Annotated in this window: 12 protein-coding genes and 1 pseudogene; 10 read left to right on the forward strand and 3 right to left on the reverse strand. The window is 51.1% G+C overall.

The features are described from left to right. Positions 1 to 245 precede the first annotated feature (245 nt). A pseudogene (gene ligA, locus NXS09_RS10010) lies at positions 246 to 2648 on the forward strand (NAD-dependent DNA ligase LigA); the annotation flags it as partial. 39 nt (positions 2649 to 2687) lie between these two features. Further along, positions 2688 to 3563, forward strand: coding sequence for a UTP--glucose-1-phosphate uridylyltransferase GalU (gene galU, locus NXS09_RS10015; RefSeq protein ID WP_259292399.1), 876 nt, complete (start codon positions 2688 to 2690; stop codon positions 3561 to 3563). An 83-nt stretch (positions 3564 to 3646) separates the two neighbouring features. Here the strand turns inward: galU and NXS09_RS10020 are convergent, their stop codons facing one another. Beyond that, the gene (locus tag NXS09_RS10020; RefSeq protein WP_259292380.1) at positions 3647 to 3778 is read right to left on the reverse strand and encodes a hypothetical protein; all 132 of its coding nucleotides are present in this window, start codon (positions 3776 to 3778) and stop codon (positions 3647 to 3649) included. A 261-nt stretch (positions 3779 to 4039) separates the two neighbouring features. Here NXS09_RS10020 and NXS09_RS10025 point away from each other — a divergent pair, with 261 nt between their 5' ends. Continuing rightward, on the forward strand, positions 4040 to 4306 hold the full coding sequence (locus NXS09_RS10025) for a hypothetical protein (protein ID WP_259292381.1): 267 nt from the start codon (positions 4040 to 4042) through the stop codon (positions 4304 to 4306). A gap of 140 nt (positions 4307 to 4446) precedes the next feature. On the opposite strand, the gene purL is transcribed toward NXS09_RS10025, so the two are convergent. Continuing rightward, on the reverse strand, positions 4447 to 8361 hold the full coding sequence (purL, locus tag NXS09_RS10030) for a phosphoribosylformylglycinamidine synthase (RefSeq protein WP_259292382.1): 3915 nt from the start codon (positions 8359 to 8361) through the stop codon (positions 4447 to 4449). Positions 8362 to 8527: 166 nt separating this feature from the next. Between purL and NXS09_RS10035 the strand changes: the two genes are divergently transcribed. From NXS09_RS10035 to aroD, 3 genes are all read left to right on the forward strand, one after another. Further along, positions 8528 to 8866, forward strand: a complete 339-nt coding sequence (locus tag NXS09_RS10035) for a P-II family nitrogen regulator (RefSeq protein ID WP_259292400.1) — start codon at positions 8528 to 8530, stop codon at positions 8864 to 8866. A gap of 93 nt (positions 8867 to 8959) precedes the next feature. Beyond that, positions 8960 to 9892, forward strand: coding sequence for a prolyl aminopeptidase (pip, locus tag NXS09_RS10040; RefSeq protein ID WP_259292383.1), 933 nt, complete (start codon positions 8960 to 8962; stop codon positions 9890 to 9892). A gap of 33 nt (positions 9893 to 9925) precedes the next feature. Further along, positions 9926 to 10687 (forward strand): type I 3-dehydroquinate dehydratase, encoded by a 762-nt coding sequence (gene aroD / locus NXS09_RS10045; RefSeq protein WP_259292384.1) that lies wholly within the window; start codon positions 9926 to 9928, stop codon positions 10685 to 10687. Positions 10688 to 10777: 90 nt separating this feature from the next. Here the strand turns inward: aroD and NXS09_RS10050 are convergent, their stop codons facing one another. Next, positions 10778 to 11245 (reverse strand): universal stress protein, encoded by a 468-nt coding sequence (locus NXS09_RS10050; RefSeq protein ID WP_259292401.1) that lies wholly within the window; start codon positions 11243 to 11245, stop codon positions 10778 to 10780. A 141-nt stretch (positions 11246 to 11386) separates the two neighbouring features. On the opposite strand from NXS09_RS10050, the gene NXS09_RS10055 reads away from it, so the two are divergent. The 4 genes from NXS09_RS10055 to fabG all read left to right on the forward strand — a co-directional run bounded on the left by NXS09_RS10055 (position 11387) and on the right by fabG (position 15229). Beyond that, positions 11387 to 12163 (forward strand): tRNA threonylcarbamoyladenosine dehydratase, encoded by a 777-nt coding sequence (locus tag NXS09_RS10055; protein ID WP_259292385.1) that lies wholly within the window; start codon positions 11387 to 11389, stop codon positions 12161 to 12163. Continuing rightward, on the forward strand, positions 12160 to 13020 hold the full coding sequence (locus NXS09_RS10060; protein WP_259292386.1) for a segregation and condensation protein A: 861 nt from the start codon (positions 12160 to 12162) through the stop codon (positions 13018 to 13020). Before NXS09_RS10055 ends, NXS09_RS10060 begins: the two co-directional genes overlap by 4 nt. A gap of 153 nt (positions 13021 to 13173) precedes the next feature. Then, positions 13174 to 14397: a nicotinate phosphoribosyltransferase gene (pncB, locus tag NXS09_RS10065; RefSeq protein ID WP_259292387.1), complete on the forward strand. Its 1224-nt coding sequence runs from the start codon at positions 13174 to 13176 to the stop codon at positions 14395 to 14397. Positions 14398 to 14482: 85 nt separating this feature from the next. Further along, the gene (gene fabG, locus NXS09_RS10070; RefSeq protein ID WP_259292388.1) at positions 14483 to 15229 is read left to right on the forward strand and encodes a 3-oxoacyl-ACP reductase FabG; all 747 of its coding nucleotides are present in this window, start codon (positions 14483 to 14485) and stop codon (positions 15227 to 15229) included. Positions 15230 to 15297 lie beyond the last annotated feature (68 nt).

Genomic DNA, 15297 nt, shown 5'->3' on the forward strand with positions numbered 1-15297 from the left:
ACATAAAAGCCTTTTCAGACGGCCTTTTCAAATCTAGCCCTTGCTTTATTATGGAAACTTTATCTTATCAATACAGACTAAAGCCATATCGCTACTTTTTCTATACAATACGGGTTATCTGTTTCAGACTGCCTTACCTCTTACCATACGTTATTCATGCTTTATAAACCGAAACAAAGCAAGCTAAACGTAACAAAGGCCGTCTGAAATACTATTTTTTACTTTTTCCAGACAGCCTTTTATTTATGACCCAAAGCGCTAACCGTATTCGTGAGCTAACCAATCAACTCAATTACTATGACTATGAATATCATACTTTAAACGCCCCTTCAGTACCCGATTCGGAATACGATACCCTGTTTCGCGAACTCGAAGCCCTCGAAGCCGCCCACCCCGAACTGCGCTTGCCCGAAAGCCCGACCCTGCGCGTCGGCGGTGCGCCTTTGGAAGGCTTCGACAGCGTGCGCCATGTGGTGCCGATGCTGTCGCTGAATAATGCGTTTTCCCCGCCGAACGAAGACGGCACATTTGATCACAGCGAAATGCTGGCGTTTGACGAACGCGTCCGCAACGGCCTTTCCGGTGCCCAACCCGAGTACATTATCGAGCCCAAATTCGACGGCCTCGCCGTCAGCCTGCTTTATCAAAACGGCGTATTGGTTCAGGCCGCCACCCGTGGCGACGGCAGCACCGGCGAAGATGTGACCCGCAATATCCAAACCATCGCCAGTATTCCCTTGAAACTGCACGGCGACACACTACCCGAACTCATCGAAGTACGCGGCGAAGTATTGATGCTGAAAGCCGATTTTGCCGCATTAAACGAACATCAGGCCGCCAACGGCCAAAAAACATTTGCCAACCCCCGCAATGCCGCCGCCGGCAGCCTGCGCCAACTTGATTCGCGCGTTACCGCCAAACGGCGTCTGCACTTTTTCGCCTACGCCATCGCCCGCCTCGAAGGTGTCGAAGCACCGCAACGGCACAGCGACGAACTCGCTTATCTCAACCGATTGGGCTTCAGCCTGCCCGAAGGTAACTACCAAGTTTTCCCCGATATTCACGGCGTTTTGGCATTTTACGAACAAATGTCGAAAAAACGCCCTGATCTGCCATACGAAATCGACGGCATGGTGATTAAGGTGAACAGTTTGGCGCAACAGGAAACCTTAGGCTTCGTTTCCCGCGCCCCCCGTTGGGCCATCGCGCACAAATTCCCTGCCGAAGAAGCCTTAACCGTAGTCGAAGCGATTGACGTTCAGGTCGGCCGTACCGGCGCGGTAACACCCGTTGCCCGTTTGCAGCCGGTATTTGTCGGCGGCGTAACCGTCACCAATGCCACCTTGCACAACGAAGGCGAAACGCAAAGAAAAGACGTCCGCAAGGGCGATACCGTTGTGGTGCGGCGTGCGGGCGACGTTATTCCCGAAGTGGTGCGGGTTGTATTTGAACGCCGCCCGATGCAAACCGACACCACGGTTAGCGCGGCAGACGATTTATTTGCCGAAACCGTTGCCAAACCGCAGCCGCTCTATCCGCGCTACCGTTTACCGAAACGCTGCCCGATTTGCAACAGCCCGATTGAGCGCGAAGAAGGCGAAGCCGTCGCCCGTTGCAGCGGCGGCATGTTGTGCCAAGCCCAACGTGCGCAGGGCGTGATTCATTTTGCTTCGCGCAAAGCCATGGATATCGACGGCTTGGGGCAAAAACAAATCGAGCAATTGGTTGCCCAAGACTTGGTGAAACACTTTGCCGACTTATACCGCTTGGACATCCCCACCCTGCAACAAATGAAAGAAAATGCCGATGCCGAAGAAGCGGCGGAAAGCGAACCCGAAAAAGTTTCAGACGGCCCCAAAAAACCGCTGCCGACCAAATGGGCGGAAAACATCTTAGCCGGTATCGAAGCCAGCAAACACCCCGAACTGGCGCGCTTTTTGTTTGCATTGGGTATCCGCCATGTCGGCGAGCGCACCGCCAAAATACTTGCCCAAGCATTCGGCACATTGGAAAGCGTCCGCCACGCCCCCGAGCCGCTACTGGCCTGCCTGCCCGATATCGGCAGTGTGGTCGCCCGCTCTATCGCCCACTTTTTCGCCCAGCCGGAACAACAGGCGATGATAGACGAACTCTTGGCCGTCGGCGTTGCCCCGCAAACACAAAAAATCAGCCTGCCGCTGGCACAATATGCCGAACCGAAAAAATGGCTCAGCCGCCTGCCCGAATTTAAAATCAGCGAAACCAAAGCCGCCGCCCTATGGGATTTTGCCGGGCAAAATATCGACAACCTCATCAACGACCAAGCCCTGCCTGCCGACTGGCAACAATGGCACAACCAACCCGCCAACCACGCCATCCTACATGCGGTTAAAGATTTTCTCAGCCATATGCCGTCTGAAACCAACCCAGCCGATTCGGGCAACACCAATGCCGCCGTTGCCGGAAAAACCTTTGTGCTAACCGGCACCCTGCCCACCCTAAAACGCGACGAAGCGCAAGCGATGATAGAAGCCGCCGGCGGAAAAGTGTCCGGCAGCGTCTCGAAAAAAACCGATTATGTGGTGGTAGGCGAAGCGGCCGGTAGCAAACTGGAAAAAGCTCTCAGCTTGGGCATCACTGTATTAGATGAGGCACAATTTCTAGCACTAAATAATCTTTCCTCAAACTTACCAGTAAGGAACTCTCATATGAAACCCATTAAAAAAGCCGTTTTCCCTGTTGCCGGTATGGGCACACGATTCTTGCCTGCCACTAAAGCGAGCCCGAAAGAAATGCTGCCGATTGTCGATAAACCCTTGATTCAATATGCCGTAGAAGAAGCCGTTGCCGCCGGTTGTACCGAAATGGTATTTGTGACCGGACGCAACAAACGCAGTATTGAAGACCATTTCGATAAAGCATACGAATTAGAAAACGAATTGGCACAACGCCATAAAGACAAACTGTTGGCACACGTTAAAGATATTTTGCCGCCGGAAATCACCTGCCTATACATCCGCCAAGCAGAAGCATTAGGCTTAGGGCACGCCGTTTTATGTGCCAAAGCCGCCGTCGGCGACAACCCTTTTGCCGTGATTCTGGCCGACGACTTAATCGACGCTCCGCAAGGTGCACTCAAACAAATGGTCGATATCTATAACCAAACCGGCAACAGCGTATTGGGTGTGGAAACCGTCGCCCCCGAACAAACCGGCTCATACGGTATTGTGGAAATCGAAAACCTGAAAAACTACAAACGCATCACCAATATTGTGGAAAAACCGAAGCCCGAAGAAGCCCCTTCCGATCTGGCCGTGGTCGGACGCTATATCCTCACCCCGCGCATTTTCGACCTGCTCACCAATCTGCCGCGCGGTGCCGGTAATGAAATCCAGCTCACCGACGGCATCTCCCGCCTGCTCGACCACGAATTCGTACTGGCGCATGCCTTTGAAGGCACCCGTTATGATTGCGGTAGCAAATTAGGCTATTTGGAAGCCACCGTTGCTTACGGTTTGAAACACCCCGAAACCGGCGACGCATTCCGCCAGTTATTAAAAAACTATATCGATAAAACCGAATAACGTTTTATTCATACAAAAAGCCGTCTGAAACATTTCAGACGGCTTTTTGTATCTTAAATTTTCCGCTACCATTTAAAATAAGATTAATGAAGATTGGTTTCTTTTTCTTGTCGTTCTTCTTTTCTTTTAGACGCTCTCGCACCGGAAATCAAAATATACGCTACACTGAGCAGACCTATGCCGCCTAAGAATATGGTTCCTATAATGTTATTCATAATATCCCCTTTCTTGCCGGAGCAGTTATCAATTCAGAATATGCTCCATAATATAGCATAGAAGTTAATAATGATTTCAAATAAAGTAAAAATGAAACTAAAGGCAATATTTTGCGTCGTAAGCCTTATAAGTTTTTATAAAACTGTAGCGGTTGTCGGAAAATTGACAAAATATAACTGCCCGGCCAATAATTGAAAATAGGTATGGTGCTTGCTACTAAGCAATCTTTGTATTCACCAATAATAACAAAGGATTATAAAATGGATGATAATCACACTCCTCTTGATATTGGAATAGAAGAATATATAGACCCTATAAATATTAATGTCACAAAGAACTTTAATGATTTGACAAATTATCCAAAATTAAAAACTAACTATCCTAATCAGGTTTTGTACAGAATTCAATCTGCACAACCCAATAGAGATGTCAATAGCACAAATATTGCAATTATTGCTATTGCTACTGTTGTATTGTTAGCTTTTATCGCTTTGTGTGCCCATATTTGGTTTAATATTTTGCACTAAAAATAAAAAACCGTTTCGGTATAAGCTTTATTTCTTAAGCTATCGAAAACCATCATAAACCATCAAAAATTTCTATAAAAAAGCCGTCTGAAATATTTCTGACGGCTTTGATTTTAAATCAGCCTACACTAAAACGGCAATTACCCTAAAGCCTTACGCGCGCCGGCAAATAGGCGGTACCAGCCGGAAAGCTCGCTATCACGCCATGCTTCGGGTGCCCAACTCATTTGGGCGGTGCGGTACACCCGTTCGGGGTGCGGCATCATAATGGTAACACGGCCGTCGCTGTTGGTAACACCGGCAATCCCTTGCGGCGAACCGTTGGGGTTGAGCGGATAGGTTTGGGTAACCTGATTGAGGCCGTCTACATAGCTTAGGGCGATATTGAGGCCGTCTGAAACTTGGCCGCCGTGTTGGGCAAAATCAGCGCGCCCTTCGCCGTGACTCACTACCACCGGCAGGCTACTGCCCTGCATTTCGGCCAGAATCAATGAGGAAGACTTGGGCACGTTTACCATGCTCAAACGGGCTTCAAACTGCTCGCTCTCATTGCGTTTGAACTTCGGCCAAGCCGCCGTTCCGGGAATGATTTCCGCCAGATTGCTCACCATTTGGCAACCGTTGCACACGCCTAGCGTTAAGGTGTCGCCGCGTTTGAAAAAGGCTTCGAATTGGTCGCGCAGTTGCGGGTGGAACAAAATAGATTTTGCCCAACCCTCGCCGGCACCCAATACGTCGCCGTAGCTGAAGCCGCCGCAAGCCGCCAGCATTTTGAAATCGTCCAAACGGGTACGGCCTGCCATTAAATCGCTCATGTGCACATCGTAGGCATCGAAACCGGCACGGGTAAAGGCGGCCGCCATTTCCACCTGTCCGTTTACCCCCTGTTCGCGCAATACGGCGATTTTGGGTTTGGCGCCGCGATTGATAAACGGTGCGGCAATGTCTTCTTTCACATCAAAGGTTAAATCGGCAAACAGTTTGCTGCGTTCGTTGTCGGCCAATAATGCCCATTCGCTGTCGGCACAAGCCGGATTGTCGCGCAGGCGTTGGATTTGATGGCTGGTTTCCTGCCATGCTTGTTGCAGCTTCAGCGTGCTTTCGTCCAATAAAACGGTATCGCCGTTCAATACGCGGAACTGCGCATCTGCCTGCACTTGGCCGATACGGTGTACCGCATCGTTCAAACCCTGCCCGGTAAACACGGCGGCCACTTTATCGGCATCGGCGCCATGTACCTGCAATACCGCCCCCAATTCTTCATTAAACAGCACCCGCAAAGCCGCTTCATCGGCATTTTTCGCATTCGGCACGGCGGCAATCAGCGCAGAAACATCGGCCTGCACACCGCAACGGGCGGCAAAAGCCATTTCCGCCAGCGTGGCCAACAAACCGCCGTCGGAACGGTCGTGATACGCCAATAATTTATCTTCGGCCACCAATTGCTGCACCGCCGCATAAAAGGCTTTCAGACGGCCTGCTTCAATATCGGGCGCATCGCCGCTCAAGTTTTGATAAACCTGCCCCAAAGCCGAGCCGCCCATACGCGCTTTGCCGAAGCCTAAATCAACCGCCAGTAAAACACTGTCGGCCACATCTTTTAATTCGGGCGTAACGGTTTTGCGCACATCCTGTACGGGTGCGAAGCCGGTAATAATCAGGCTTAAAGGTGAAACAACAGCTTTTTGCGCACCGTTTTCCTGCCATACGGTTTTCATTGAGAGCGAATCTTTGCCCACCGGAATACTGATGCCCAATTGCTGACAGGCTTGCGACACCGCTTCAACAGTGCGGTACAGTTTTTCATCTTCGCCCGCATTGCCGCTGGCGGCCATCCAGTTGGCGGAAAGTTTGATATGGCCGATATCGCCGATATTGACCCCGGCCAGATTGGTTAATGCTTCGCCAATCGCCATCCGGCCGGAAGCCGGCGCATCAAACAAGGCTACCGTGGGTTTTTCACCCATCGCCATGGCTTCGCCCTTATCGGTGTTGAAACCCATAATGGTTACGGCGGCATCGGCAACCGGCGTTTGATATTTGCCGACCATCTGATCGCGGTGGGATAAACCGCCGACGCTGCGGTCGCCGATGGTAATCAAAAAGTTTTTCGCGGCAACCGTCGGTAGGCGTAATACGCGGTAAGCCGCTTCTTTCAATGCGATACCTTTGCCTGAGAAAACTTTTTCAGACGGCTGAAGCGGTTGGTCGTTACGGGTGGTTTTGGGTGGTTTGCCAAGCAAAACATTCAAGGGCAAATCCACCGGATCGTTGTCGTATAAATCATCGCGCACTTGCAAATGGCCGTCATCGGTTGCGGTGCCGACCACGGCAAACGGGCAGCGTTCGCGTGCGCAAATTTGGCGGAATGCTTCCAAATTTTCGGGCAAAATCGACAATACATAACGCTCTTGCGCTTCGTTACACCAAATCTGCATCGGGCTTAAGCCGTGTTCTTCCAAAGGTACATCGCGCAATTTGAACACCGCGCCGCGTCCGGCATCGTTCACCAGTTCGGGGAACGCGTTCGACAAACCGCCCGCGCCGACATCGTGAATGGCAATAATCGGGTTATTGCTGCCAAGCTGCCAACAGCGGTCGATCACTTCTTGAGCACGGCGTTCGATTTCGGGGTTGCCGCGCTGCACCGAGTTGAAATCTAAATCGGCGGCATTGCTACCGGTATCCATAGACGAGGCCGCGCCGCCGCCCAAACCGATCAGCATGCCGGGGCCGCCGAGTTGAATCAGCAATGCGCCTTCGGGAATACGGTCTTTATGGGTTTGCTGCGCCTGAATATTGCCCAAACCGCCGGCAATCATAATCGGCTTGTGATAACCGCGCATCTGGCCGTCGAACTCGGCTTCAAACGTGCGGAAATACCCCAGCAGATTGGGGCGGCCGAATTCGTTATTGAATGCGGCGCCGCCGATGGGGCCTTCAATCATAATATCCAACGCGCTGCTGATGTGCTCAGGCTTGCCATAGTTACCTTCCCACGGTTGTTGGTGGTCGGGAATATTGAGGTTGGATACGGTAAATCCGGTTAAGCCTGCTTTCGGGCGCGCGCCTTTGCCGGTTGCGCCTTCGTCGCGGATTTCACCGCCCGCACCGGTTGCCGCGCCTGCAAACGGGGCGATGGCGGTCGGGTGGTTGTGGGTTTCCACTTTCATTAAGATATGGGTTTCTTCTTCGCTGAAACGATAGCCTTGCGCTTCGTCGGCATGCGGATAGAAACGTTCGATGGTCGCGCCTTCGATAATAGAAGCGTTGTCTTTATAGGCAACCACCGTGCCTTCGGGGTGCGCTTTGTGGGTATCGCGAATCATGCCGAACAGTGATTTAGGCTGCTGCTCACCGCTTAAAATAAAATCGGCATTGAAAATTTTATGGCGGCAGTGTTCGCTGTTGGCTTGGGCAAACATCATCAGCTCAACGTCGCTGGGATTGCGTTTCAGCGCTTGGTAATTGTCGGCCAAATAGTCGATTTCATCGGGCGACAAGGCCAAGCCTAAGCTGCGGTTGGCTTCGATTAAAGCCGCTTTACCTTGTGCCAACACATCAACCGTTGCAAAGGTTTGCGCTTCGGGATGGGCAAACAGGCGTTCGGCCGTCTGAAAATCAGGCAAAACGCTTTCGGTCATGCGGTCATGCAATAAGGCCGCCCATTGTTGTTTTTGGCTTTCGCTAAGTTGGCCGTCCAACCATACCGCCATACCGCGCTCAATGCGTTCGATATCGTTCAAACCGCAGTTGTGGGCAATATCGGTGGCTTTGGAAGCCCACGGCGAAATCGTACCGATACGCGGGGTAATCAGAAATAAATGGCGGCCTGCATCGGCAGCCGGTGTTTCGCGCACATATTCGGCGGCCAATAAAGCTTGTAATTTTTCGATGGTTTCGGTATTTAAAGCGGCATCGCTGCCGACAAAATACCAATATTCGCTATGAAGTGCGGCTGTCGGCAAACCGGCGGCAGCCGCTTTTTGCAGTAGTTTTTCGATGCGGAAATCAGAAAGGGCGTTGGCGCCGCGCAAAGCTAAAACAACAGACATAGATTCGGGCTTTCAAAAGCAGTTGGAAAAGCCCGAATTGTACGCGAAAACCACTTCGGCTGCTGAGGTATTTTCATATATGGAAAGGCGTGAAAGTAGATTGAACAGCGCCCGTGTTTATGTTAAAACAAGGCCGTCTGAAACCCGATTACCATGCGAGAAAATTATGAAAAAAATCGAAGCCGTGATTAAGCCGTTCAAACTTGACGATGTACGCGAAGCACTCACCGAAATCGGCATCACCGGTATGACCGTATCCGAAGTGAAAGGCTTCGGCCGTCAAAAGGGCCACACCGAAATCTACCGCGGTGCCGAATATGCGGTGGATTTTCTGCCTAAAATCAAATTAGAGCTGGTGCTTTCCGATGCCGACGTCGAGCGCGCTATCGAAACCATTATCGAAGCGGCGCATTCCGGCAAAATCGGCGACGGTAAGATTTTCATTTTGCCGGTAGAAGAAGCCATCCGTATCCGTACCGGCGAGCGTTCCGACGCAGCGGTTTAATCAACCATAAATCCCAAAGTCCGTCTGAAAGCCTGTTTTCAGACGGACTATACCCTATTTTTCTAAACATCTTCCAAGCGCTGGAGGTATTTCATGTATCCGATTCAAGAGCCTTATCAAAGCGGTTTGCTGCCTGTATCCTATTTGCACGAAATCTACTGGGAAGAATCCGGCAATCCCGACGGCATTCCGGTGATTTTTCTGCACGGCGGGCCCGGTGCGGGCACATCGCCGCAAGTGCGCGGCTTTTTTAACCCTGCCCGCTACCGTATCGTGGTTATCGACCAACGCGGTTGCGGCCGCTCGCGCCCTTATGCCGAAACCCGTGAAAATACCACTTGGGACTTGATAGACGATATTGAAAAAATACGCACCATGCTGGATATCGACAGCTGGCTGGTATTCGGCGGTTCATGGGGCAGCACATTATCACTGGCTTACGCCCAAAGCCATCCGCAACGGGTACGCGGCTTGATTTTGCGCGGCATTTTTCTGGCGCGGCAGGCCGAAGTAGACTGGATTAACGAAGCAGGCGGCGCTTCCCGTATCTACCCCGAACAGTGGCAACACTATCTGGCGCCTATCCCCGAAGCCAAACGCGGCAAGCTGGTAGAAGCCTATCATGAATTATTATTCGGCAACGACCGTGCCGCCGCTTTGCAGGCCGCCAAAGCATGGGCGGAATGGGAAAGCTGGCTGATACAGTTTGAACCCAAGCCGGTAGAAGAAGATGCCGAACAAGCGCTAGCGATTGCGCGCATTGAAAACCATTATTTTACCCATCACTGCTGGCTGGATAACGAACGCGCATTATTGGCCAATATCGACAGCATCCGCCATATTCCCACCGTGATTGTGCAGGGTCGTTATGATTTATGCACCCCGATGCAAAGCGCATGGGATTTAAAACAAGTATTCCCCGAAGCGGATTTAAGAATCGTTCAAGGCGGCCACGCCTCCACCGAAGGCGAAATTGCCCGCGGCTTGGTGCAGGCCACCGACGAATTTGCCGAACGCAATATCTAAAGCGGCAGGCTATCCGGTCAAACAAGGAATAAAATGAACACCGTAACCGTGAAAAACCTCACCTTGGGCGATGGCATTCCGAAAATCGCCGTGCCTTTGGTTGCAGAAGATTCAGACGGCCTGAAAGCCGCACTGGCAGACATCCGCCGCGCCGATTTCGATATATTGGAATTTCGCGCCGATTTTTTCAAAGAAGCCCGCAATGCCGACTATATTATCGAACGCCTGCGGGAAACACGGCAGGCGCTGCCCGATACGCCGCTATTGTTTACCTTCCGCCGCGCCGAAGAAGGCGGCAGCTGCCCGATGCCTGAAAGCGCTTATTTCAACCTTATTCAGACGGCCATCTCTTCCGGCCTGATTGATATGATTGATATCGAACTGTTTGCCGCGGCCGACCAAGTGAAAGAAACCGTTGCCATAGCGAAGGCACAAGGCATAGCCGTTTTGATGTGCAACCATGATTTCGACAACACCCCGCCGAAAGCAGAAATCATAGGCCGTCTGAAAACCATGCAGGATTGGGGGGCGGATATTTGCAAAATCGCCGTGATGCCGCATTCGCCTGCCGACGTATTGGTCTTGCTCGATGCCACCCAAACCATGTTTCAAGAATATGCCGTTCAGCCTTTGGTCACCATTTCAATGGGCAAACTCGGCATCATCAGCCGTTTGGCCGGCGCCACTTTCGGCTCGGCCATCACATTCGGTACCGCCGGCAAAGCGTCCGCACCCGGCCAGATTGGTGCCGATGATTTACGCTTTATTTTAAACACGCTATCCGGCGAACATTAAATAAACAGGCCGTCTGAAAAACCTTTCAGACGGCCTAATCACTTATGCGCTCAAGTACCACAATACCACTTTAGCGCGGTTCGTATTGTTTTATTCCTCTTCTTCCGCCACGCTGCGGATAACCAACAACGGCAGATGGCTCTGACGCATCACGGTTTCGGCGAAGCTGCCCATCAGCAAATGCATTAAACCGCTGCGGCCGTGCGTACCCAATACAATCAGATCCGAGCCTTGCGAATCGGCATAATCCACCAATTCCTGCGCCATTTCGCGCGCACCTTTAGTGGCCACCAACAAATGTTTCACCACATCGGCAACGCCTTGTTCTTTGGAACGCGCTTCAGCAAAATCCAACACCTCGTTGCCTTGAGCGACCGCGGCGGCTTCATAACTCTCATGCTGTAAAAATTCAGGTGCCAATGCCATATATTCGGCAGGGTTGGCCACATGAACCAAAGTCAGTCTGGCATCACCCGCACGGGCAAGTTCCGCTGCATGTTTCAAAGCATTTAAAGAAGTCGCACTACCATCAACAGCAACCACTACATGTTTGTACATCATCAATCTCCTTTCCATAATCGGCTACCTACCGATTTTTTAGTGAAATGTGATTCATTACGCACCTTCAAGTATAATACCGCTGCGCCGTTTTGCCAGCATTTTTTTTATCGAATTTTGATTTACCACAAGGCTCCGTTTATGTCCGATTCCGTTTTCACTCCCTCGCGCCGCTTCGGCGGCATTGCCCGCCTATACGGCGATTCCGCCCTGCAACGTTTCGGGCAGGCGCATGTTTGCGTGGTCGGTGTCGGCGGAGTCGGCTCTTGGGCAGTGGAAGCTTTGGCGCGTTCGGGCATCGGCCGTTTAACCTTAATCGACTTGGATAATGTCGCCGAATCGAATGTGAACCGCCAACTGCCCGCGCTCACATCGGAATTCGGCAAAGCCAAAGTCACTTCTTTGCACGAACGCATTCTACAAATCAACCCCGACTGCCGAGTAATCGAAATCGAAGATTTTGTTAGCGAAGAAAATTTATCCGAATTATTCGGTCAGCCCTTTGATTTTGTGATTGACGCTATCGACCAAGTGCGGATAAAAGCCGCAATGGCCGCCTATTTCACCAAGCATAAACAACCGTTTATCTTAAGCGGCAGCGCGGGCGGGCAGAAAAACCCCGCCCTGATTCAAACTGCTGACCTCAGCCGTGTGACCCACGACCCGCTCTTGGCCAACCTGCGCTATACCCTACGCAAACGCTACGGCTTTTCGCGCGACACCAAGCAAAAAATGAACGTGCCCTGCGTTTATTCCACCGAAAACATCACACCGCCGCAAAGCGGCGAAGTTTGCGATACCGGCGATGCACCGCAAGGCTTATCTTGTGCCGGATACGGCGCCAGTATGTTGGTAACCGCCTCATTCGGCCTCTATTGCGCCCAAGCTGCTATCGAACACATAGGCGCCCGAAAATGACCGCCGACACCACCCACTTAGCCGAACCAACCGCCGCCGAAAACCCTCATGCCGTTGCTTGGATTTTCGGCCAACCGGTAGTGGATTTGCCGCAAGACTTATTCATTCCGCCCGATGCCCTCGAAGTTGTGCTGCACAGTTTTCAAGGGCCGTTGGATTTACTGCTTTATTTAATCCGCAAACAAAATATCGATGTATTGGATATTCCGATGATTAAAATCACCGAGCAATATCTGCACTACATCGCCCAGATGGAAGCCTACCAATTTGATTTGGCGGCCGAATATCTATTGATGGCGGCCGTATTGATTGAAATTAAATCGCGCCTACTACTGCCGCAACCCGAAAACATTGAAAACGAAGAAGAGGCCGACCCCCGCGCCGAGCTCGTCCGCCGCCTGTTGGCCTACGAACAAATGAAACTCGCCGCCGCCGGACTCGACGCCCTGCCCCGTGCCGGACGCGATTTTATTTGGGCGTACCTACCATTAGAAATCGCCGTCGAAGCCAAGCTGCCCGACGTGCACACCGCCGATCTCACACAAGCCTGGCTCTCGATTCTTTCCCGCGCCAAACACACCCGCAGCCATGCCGTCGTTCAAGAAACCATTTCCGTGCGGGCGCAAATGAGCAGCATCCTACGCCGCCTCAATCAAAGCGGCCAATGCCGTTTTTCCGAATTATTCAAAGCCGAACAAGGCATTGCCCATGTGGTCGTCAACTTCATCGCCCTGCTCGAATTGGCCAAAGAAGGCTTGGTGCGCATTATCCAACCCGAAAACTTCACCGAGATAGAAATCCATATTAAAAACGAAAACTTGGAAAGCCATGAAGCCGAAACGCCAATCGAAGCTTAAGCATCATTCAAACAAAGCCAACCAAACCCATTCTCATAAGAGATAAAAGGCCGTCTGAAAAATAAGCCATACGCTACCGTTTCAAACAAAATCCCCCACAAAAGCCGCCAAACATGGTTTAATGCCGTTTCAGCAAACAAGAAAACCGTTATCATGAAACCTCATGCTCCGATTATTCAATCACTGCTCGATACCGATTTATACAAATTCACTATGTTGCAGGTTGTCCTGCATAAGTTTCCCCAAGCACACGGCGTTTATGAATTCCGCTGTCGCAACAACGATGAAACCGTTTATCCGCTGGCCGAAATCCGCGAAGATTTGGAACGCGAACTGGATGAACTATGCCGCTTGCAATTAAGCCAAGACGAATTGGATTATTTGCGCAGCTTCCGTTTTATCAAAAGCGATTTTGTCGACTATATGGAGCTTTTCCAGCTCAAGCGCCGCTTTGTGACCGTAAGCACCGATGAAGAAGGCCGTCTGCATATCAAAATCGAAGGGCCGATGATACAGGCAATGTTCTTTGAGATTTATATTCTTTCTATCGTGAACGAGCTTTATTTCCGCCGCCTCGAAACACCGGAAGTACTGGCCGAAGGCGAGCGTAGGCTTCAGGCCAAAGCGGCCCGCTTAAAAGAGTTGGTTAAAATTCAAGATCCTAACGATCCGCCTTTTTTGATTGCGGATTTCGGCACCCGCCGCCGCTATAAATTAGACTGGCAGGAACACGTTATCAAAACCCTTTATGCAGCCGCCCCCGAAGTGGTACGCGGCACCAGCAATGTTTATTTGGCGAAAAAACTCGGCCTTATCCCAATCGGTACAATGGCACATGAGTTTTTACAAGCCTTTCAAGCCCTTGATGTGCGCCTGCGGGATTTCCAAAAAGCCGCGCTTGAAGCGTGGGTAAACGAATACCGCGGCGATTTGGGCATCGCGCTCACCGATGTGGTCGGCATGGATGCATTCCTGCGCGATTTCGACCTCTATTTTGCCAAACTGTTCGACGGTTTGCGCCATGATAGCGGCGATCCTTATGTGTGGGGTGACAAAGCCTACCGCCATTATCAAAAACTTAAAATCGACAGCCGTACCAAAATGCTGAATTTTTCAGACAGCCTAGATATAGAAAAATCGTGGGCTTTGCACCAGTATTTTAAAGACCGTTTTAAAACCAGTTTCGGTATCGGTACCAACCTCACCAACGATTTCGGGCATACTACGCTTAATATCGTGTTGAAATTGGTGGAATGTAACGGCCAGTCAGTAGCAAAACTTTCCGACAGTCCCGGCAAAACCATGTCTGATAATAATACCTTCCTTGCTTATCTGCGTCAGGTATTTGAAATACCCGAACCGAAAGATGAGCAATAAAAACAAGTCGTCTGAAAAACATCATTCGCTCGTTTCGACAGCAAAGGCCGTCTGAAACCCGATAAACAAAATAAAAGGAAATACAATGAGTTCACAAGATTTAACCGGAAAAATCGCGCTGGTTACCGGTGCTTCCCGCGGCATTGGCGCCGCTATTGCCGACACACTGGCCGCTGCCGGTGCGACGGTTATCGGCACAGCCACATCGGAAAGCGGTGCAAGCGCTATCGGTGAACGTTTGGCGCAATGGAAAGGCGAAGGCCGTGTTTTGAATACCGCCGAAGAAGACAGCATCGAAGAGCTCATTGCCGAGATTGAAAAAACATTCGGCAAACTGGATATTCTGGTAAACAACGCCGGCATCACTCGCGATAACCTACTGATGCGCATGAAAGAAGAAGAGTGGGACGACATTATGCAGGTTAACCTGAAATCGGTTTTCCGCACCAGTAAAGCCGTTTTACGCGGCATGATGAAACGTCGCCACGGCCGTATTATCAGCATTACTTCGGTCGTCGGCGCGATGGGCAATGCCGGTCAGGCCAATTATGCCGCGGCCAAAGCCGGCTTAATCGGTTTTTCCAAATCCATTGCGCGCGAAGTCGGCAGCCGCGGCATTACCGTGAATTGCGTCGCCCCCGGTTTTATCGATACCGACATGACCCGCACCCTCCCCGAAGAAACCCGCAAAACATTCGAAGCCGAAACGGCCTTGGGCAAATTCGGCGAAGCGCAAGATATTGCCGATGCGGTATTGTTCTTAGCCAGTGATCAGGCAAAATACATTACCGGCCAAACCCTACATGTTAACGGCGGTATGTTGATGCCTTAATCCGGATAAACTACTCAAACCTCAAAGGCCGTCTGAATCTATTTTTCAAACGGCCTTTTGTTTCTCTA

This window comes from Neisseria montereyensis (assembly GCF_024834045.1).
GTDB classification, from domain to species: domain Bacteria; phylum Pseudomonadota; class Gammaproteobacteria; order Burkholderiales; family Neisseriaceae; genus Neisseria; species Neisseria montereyensis.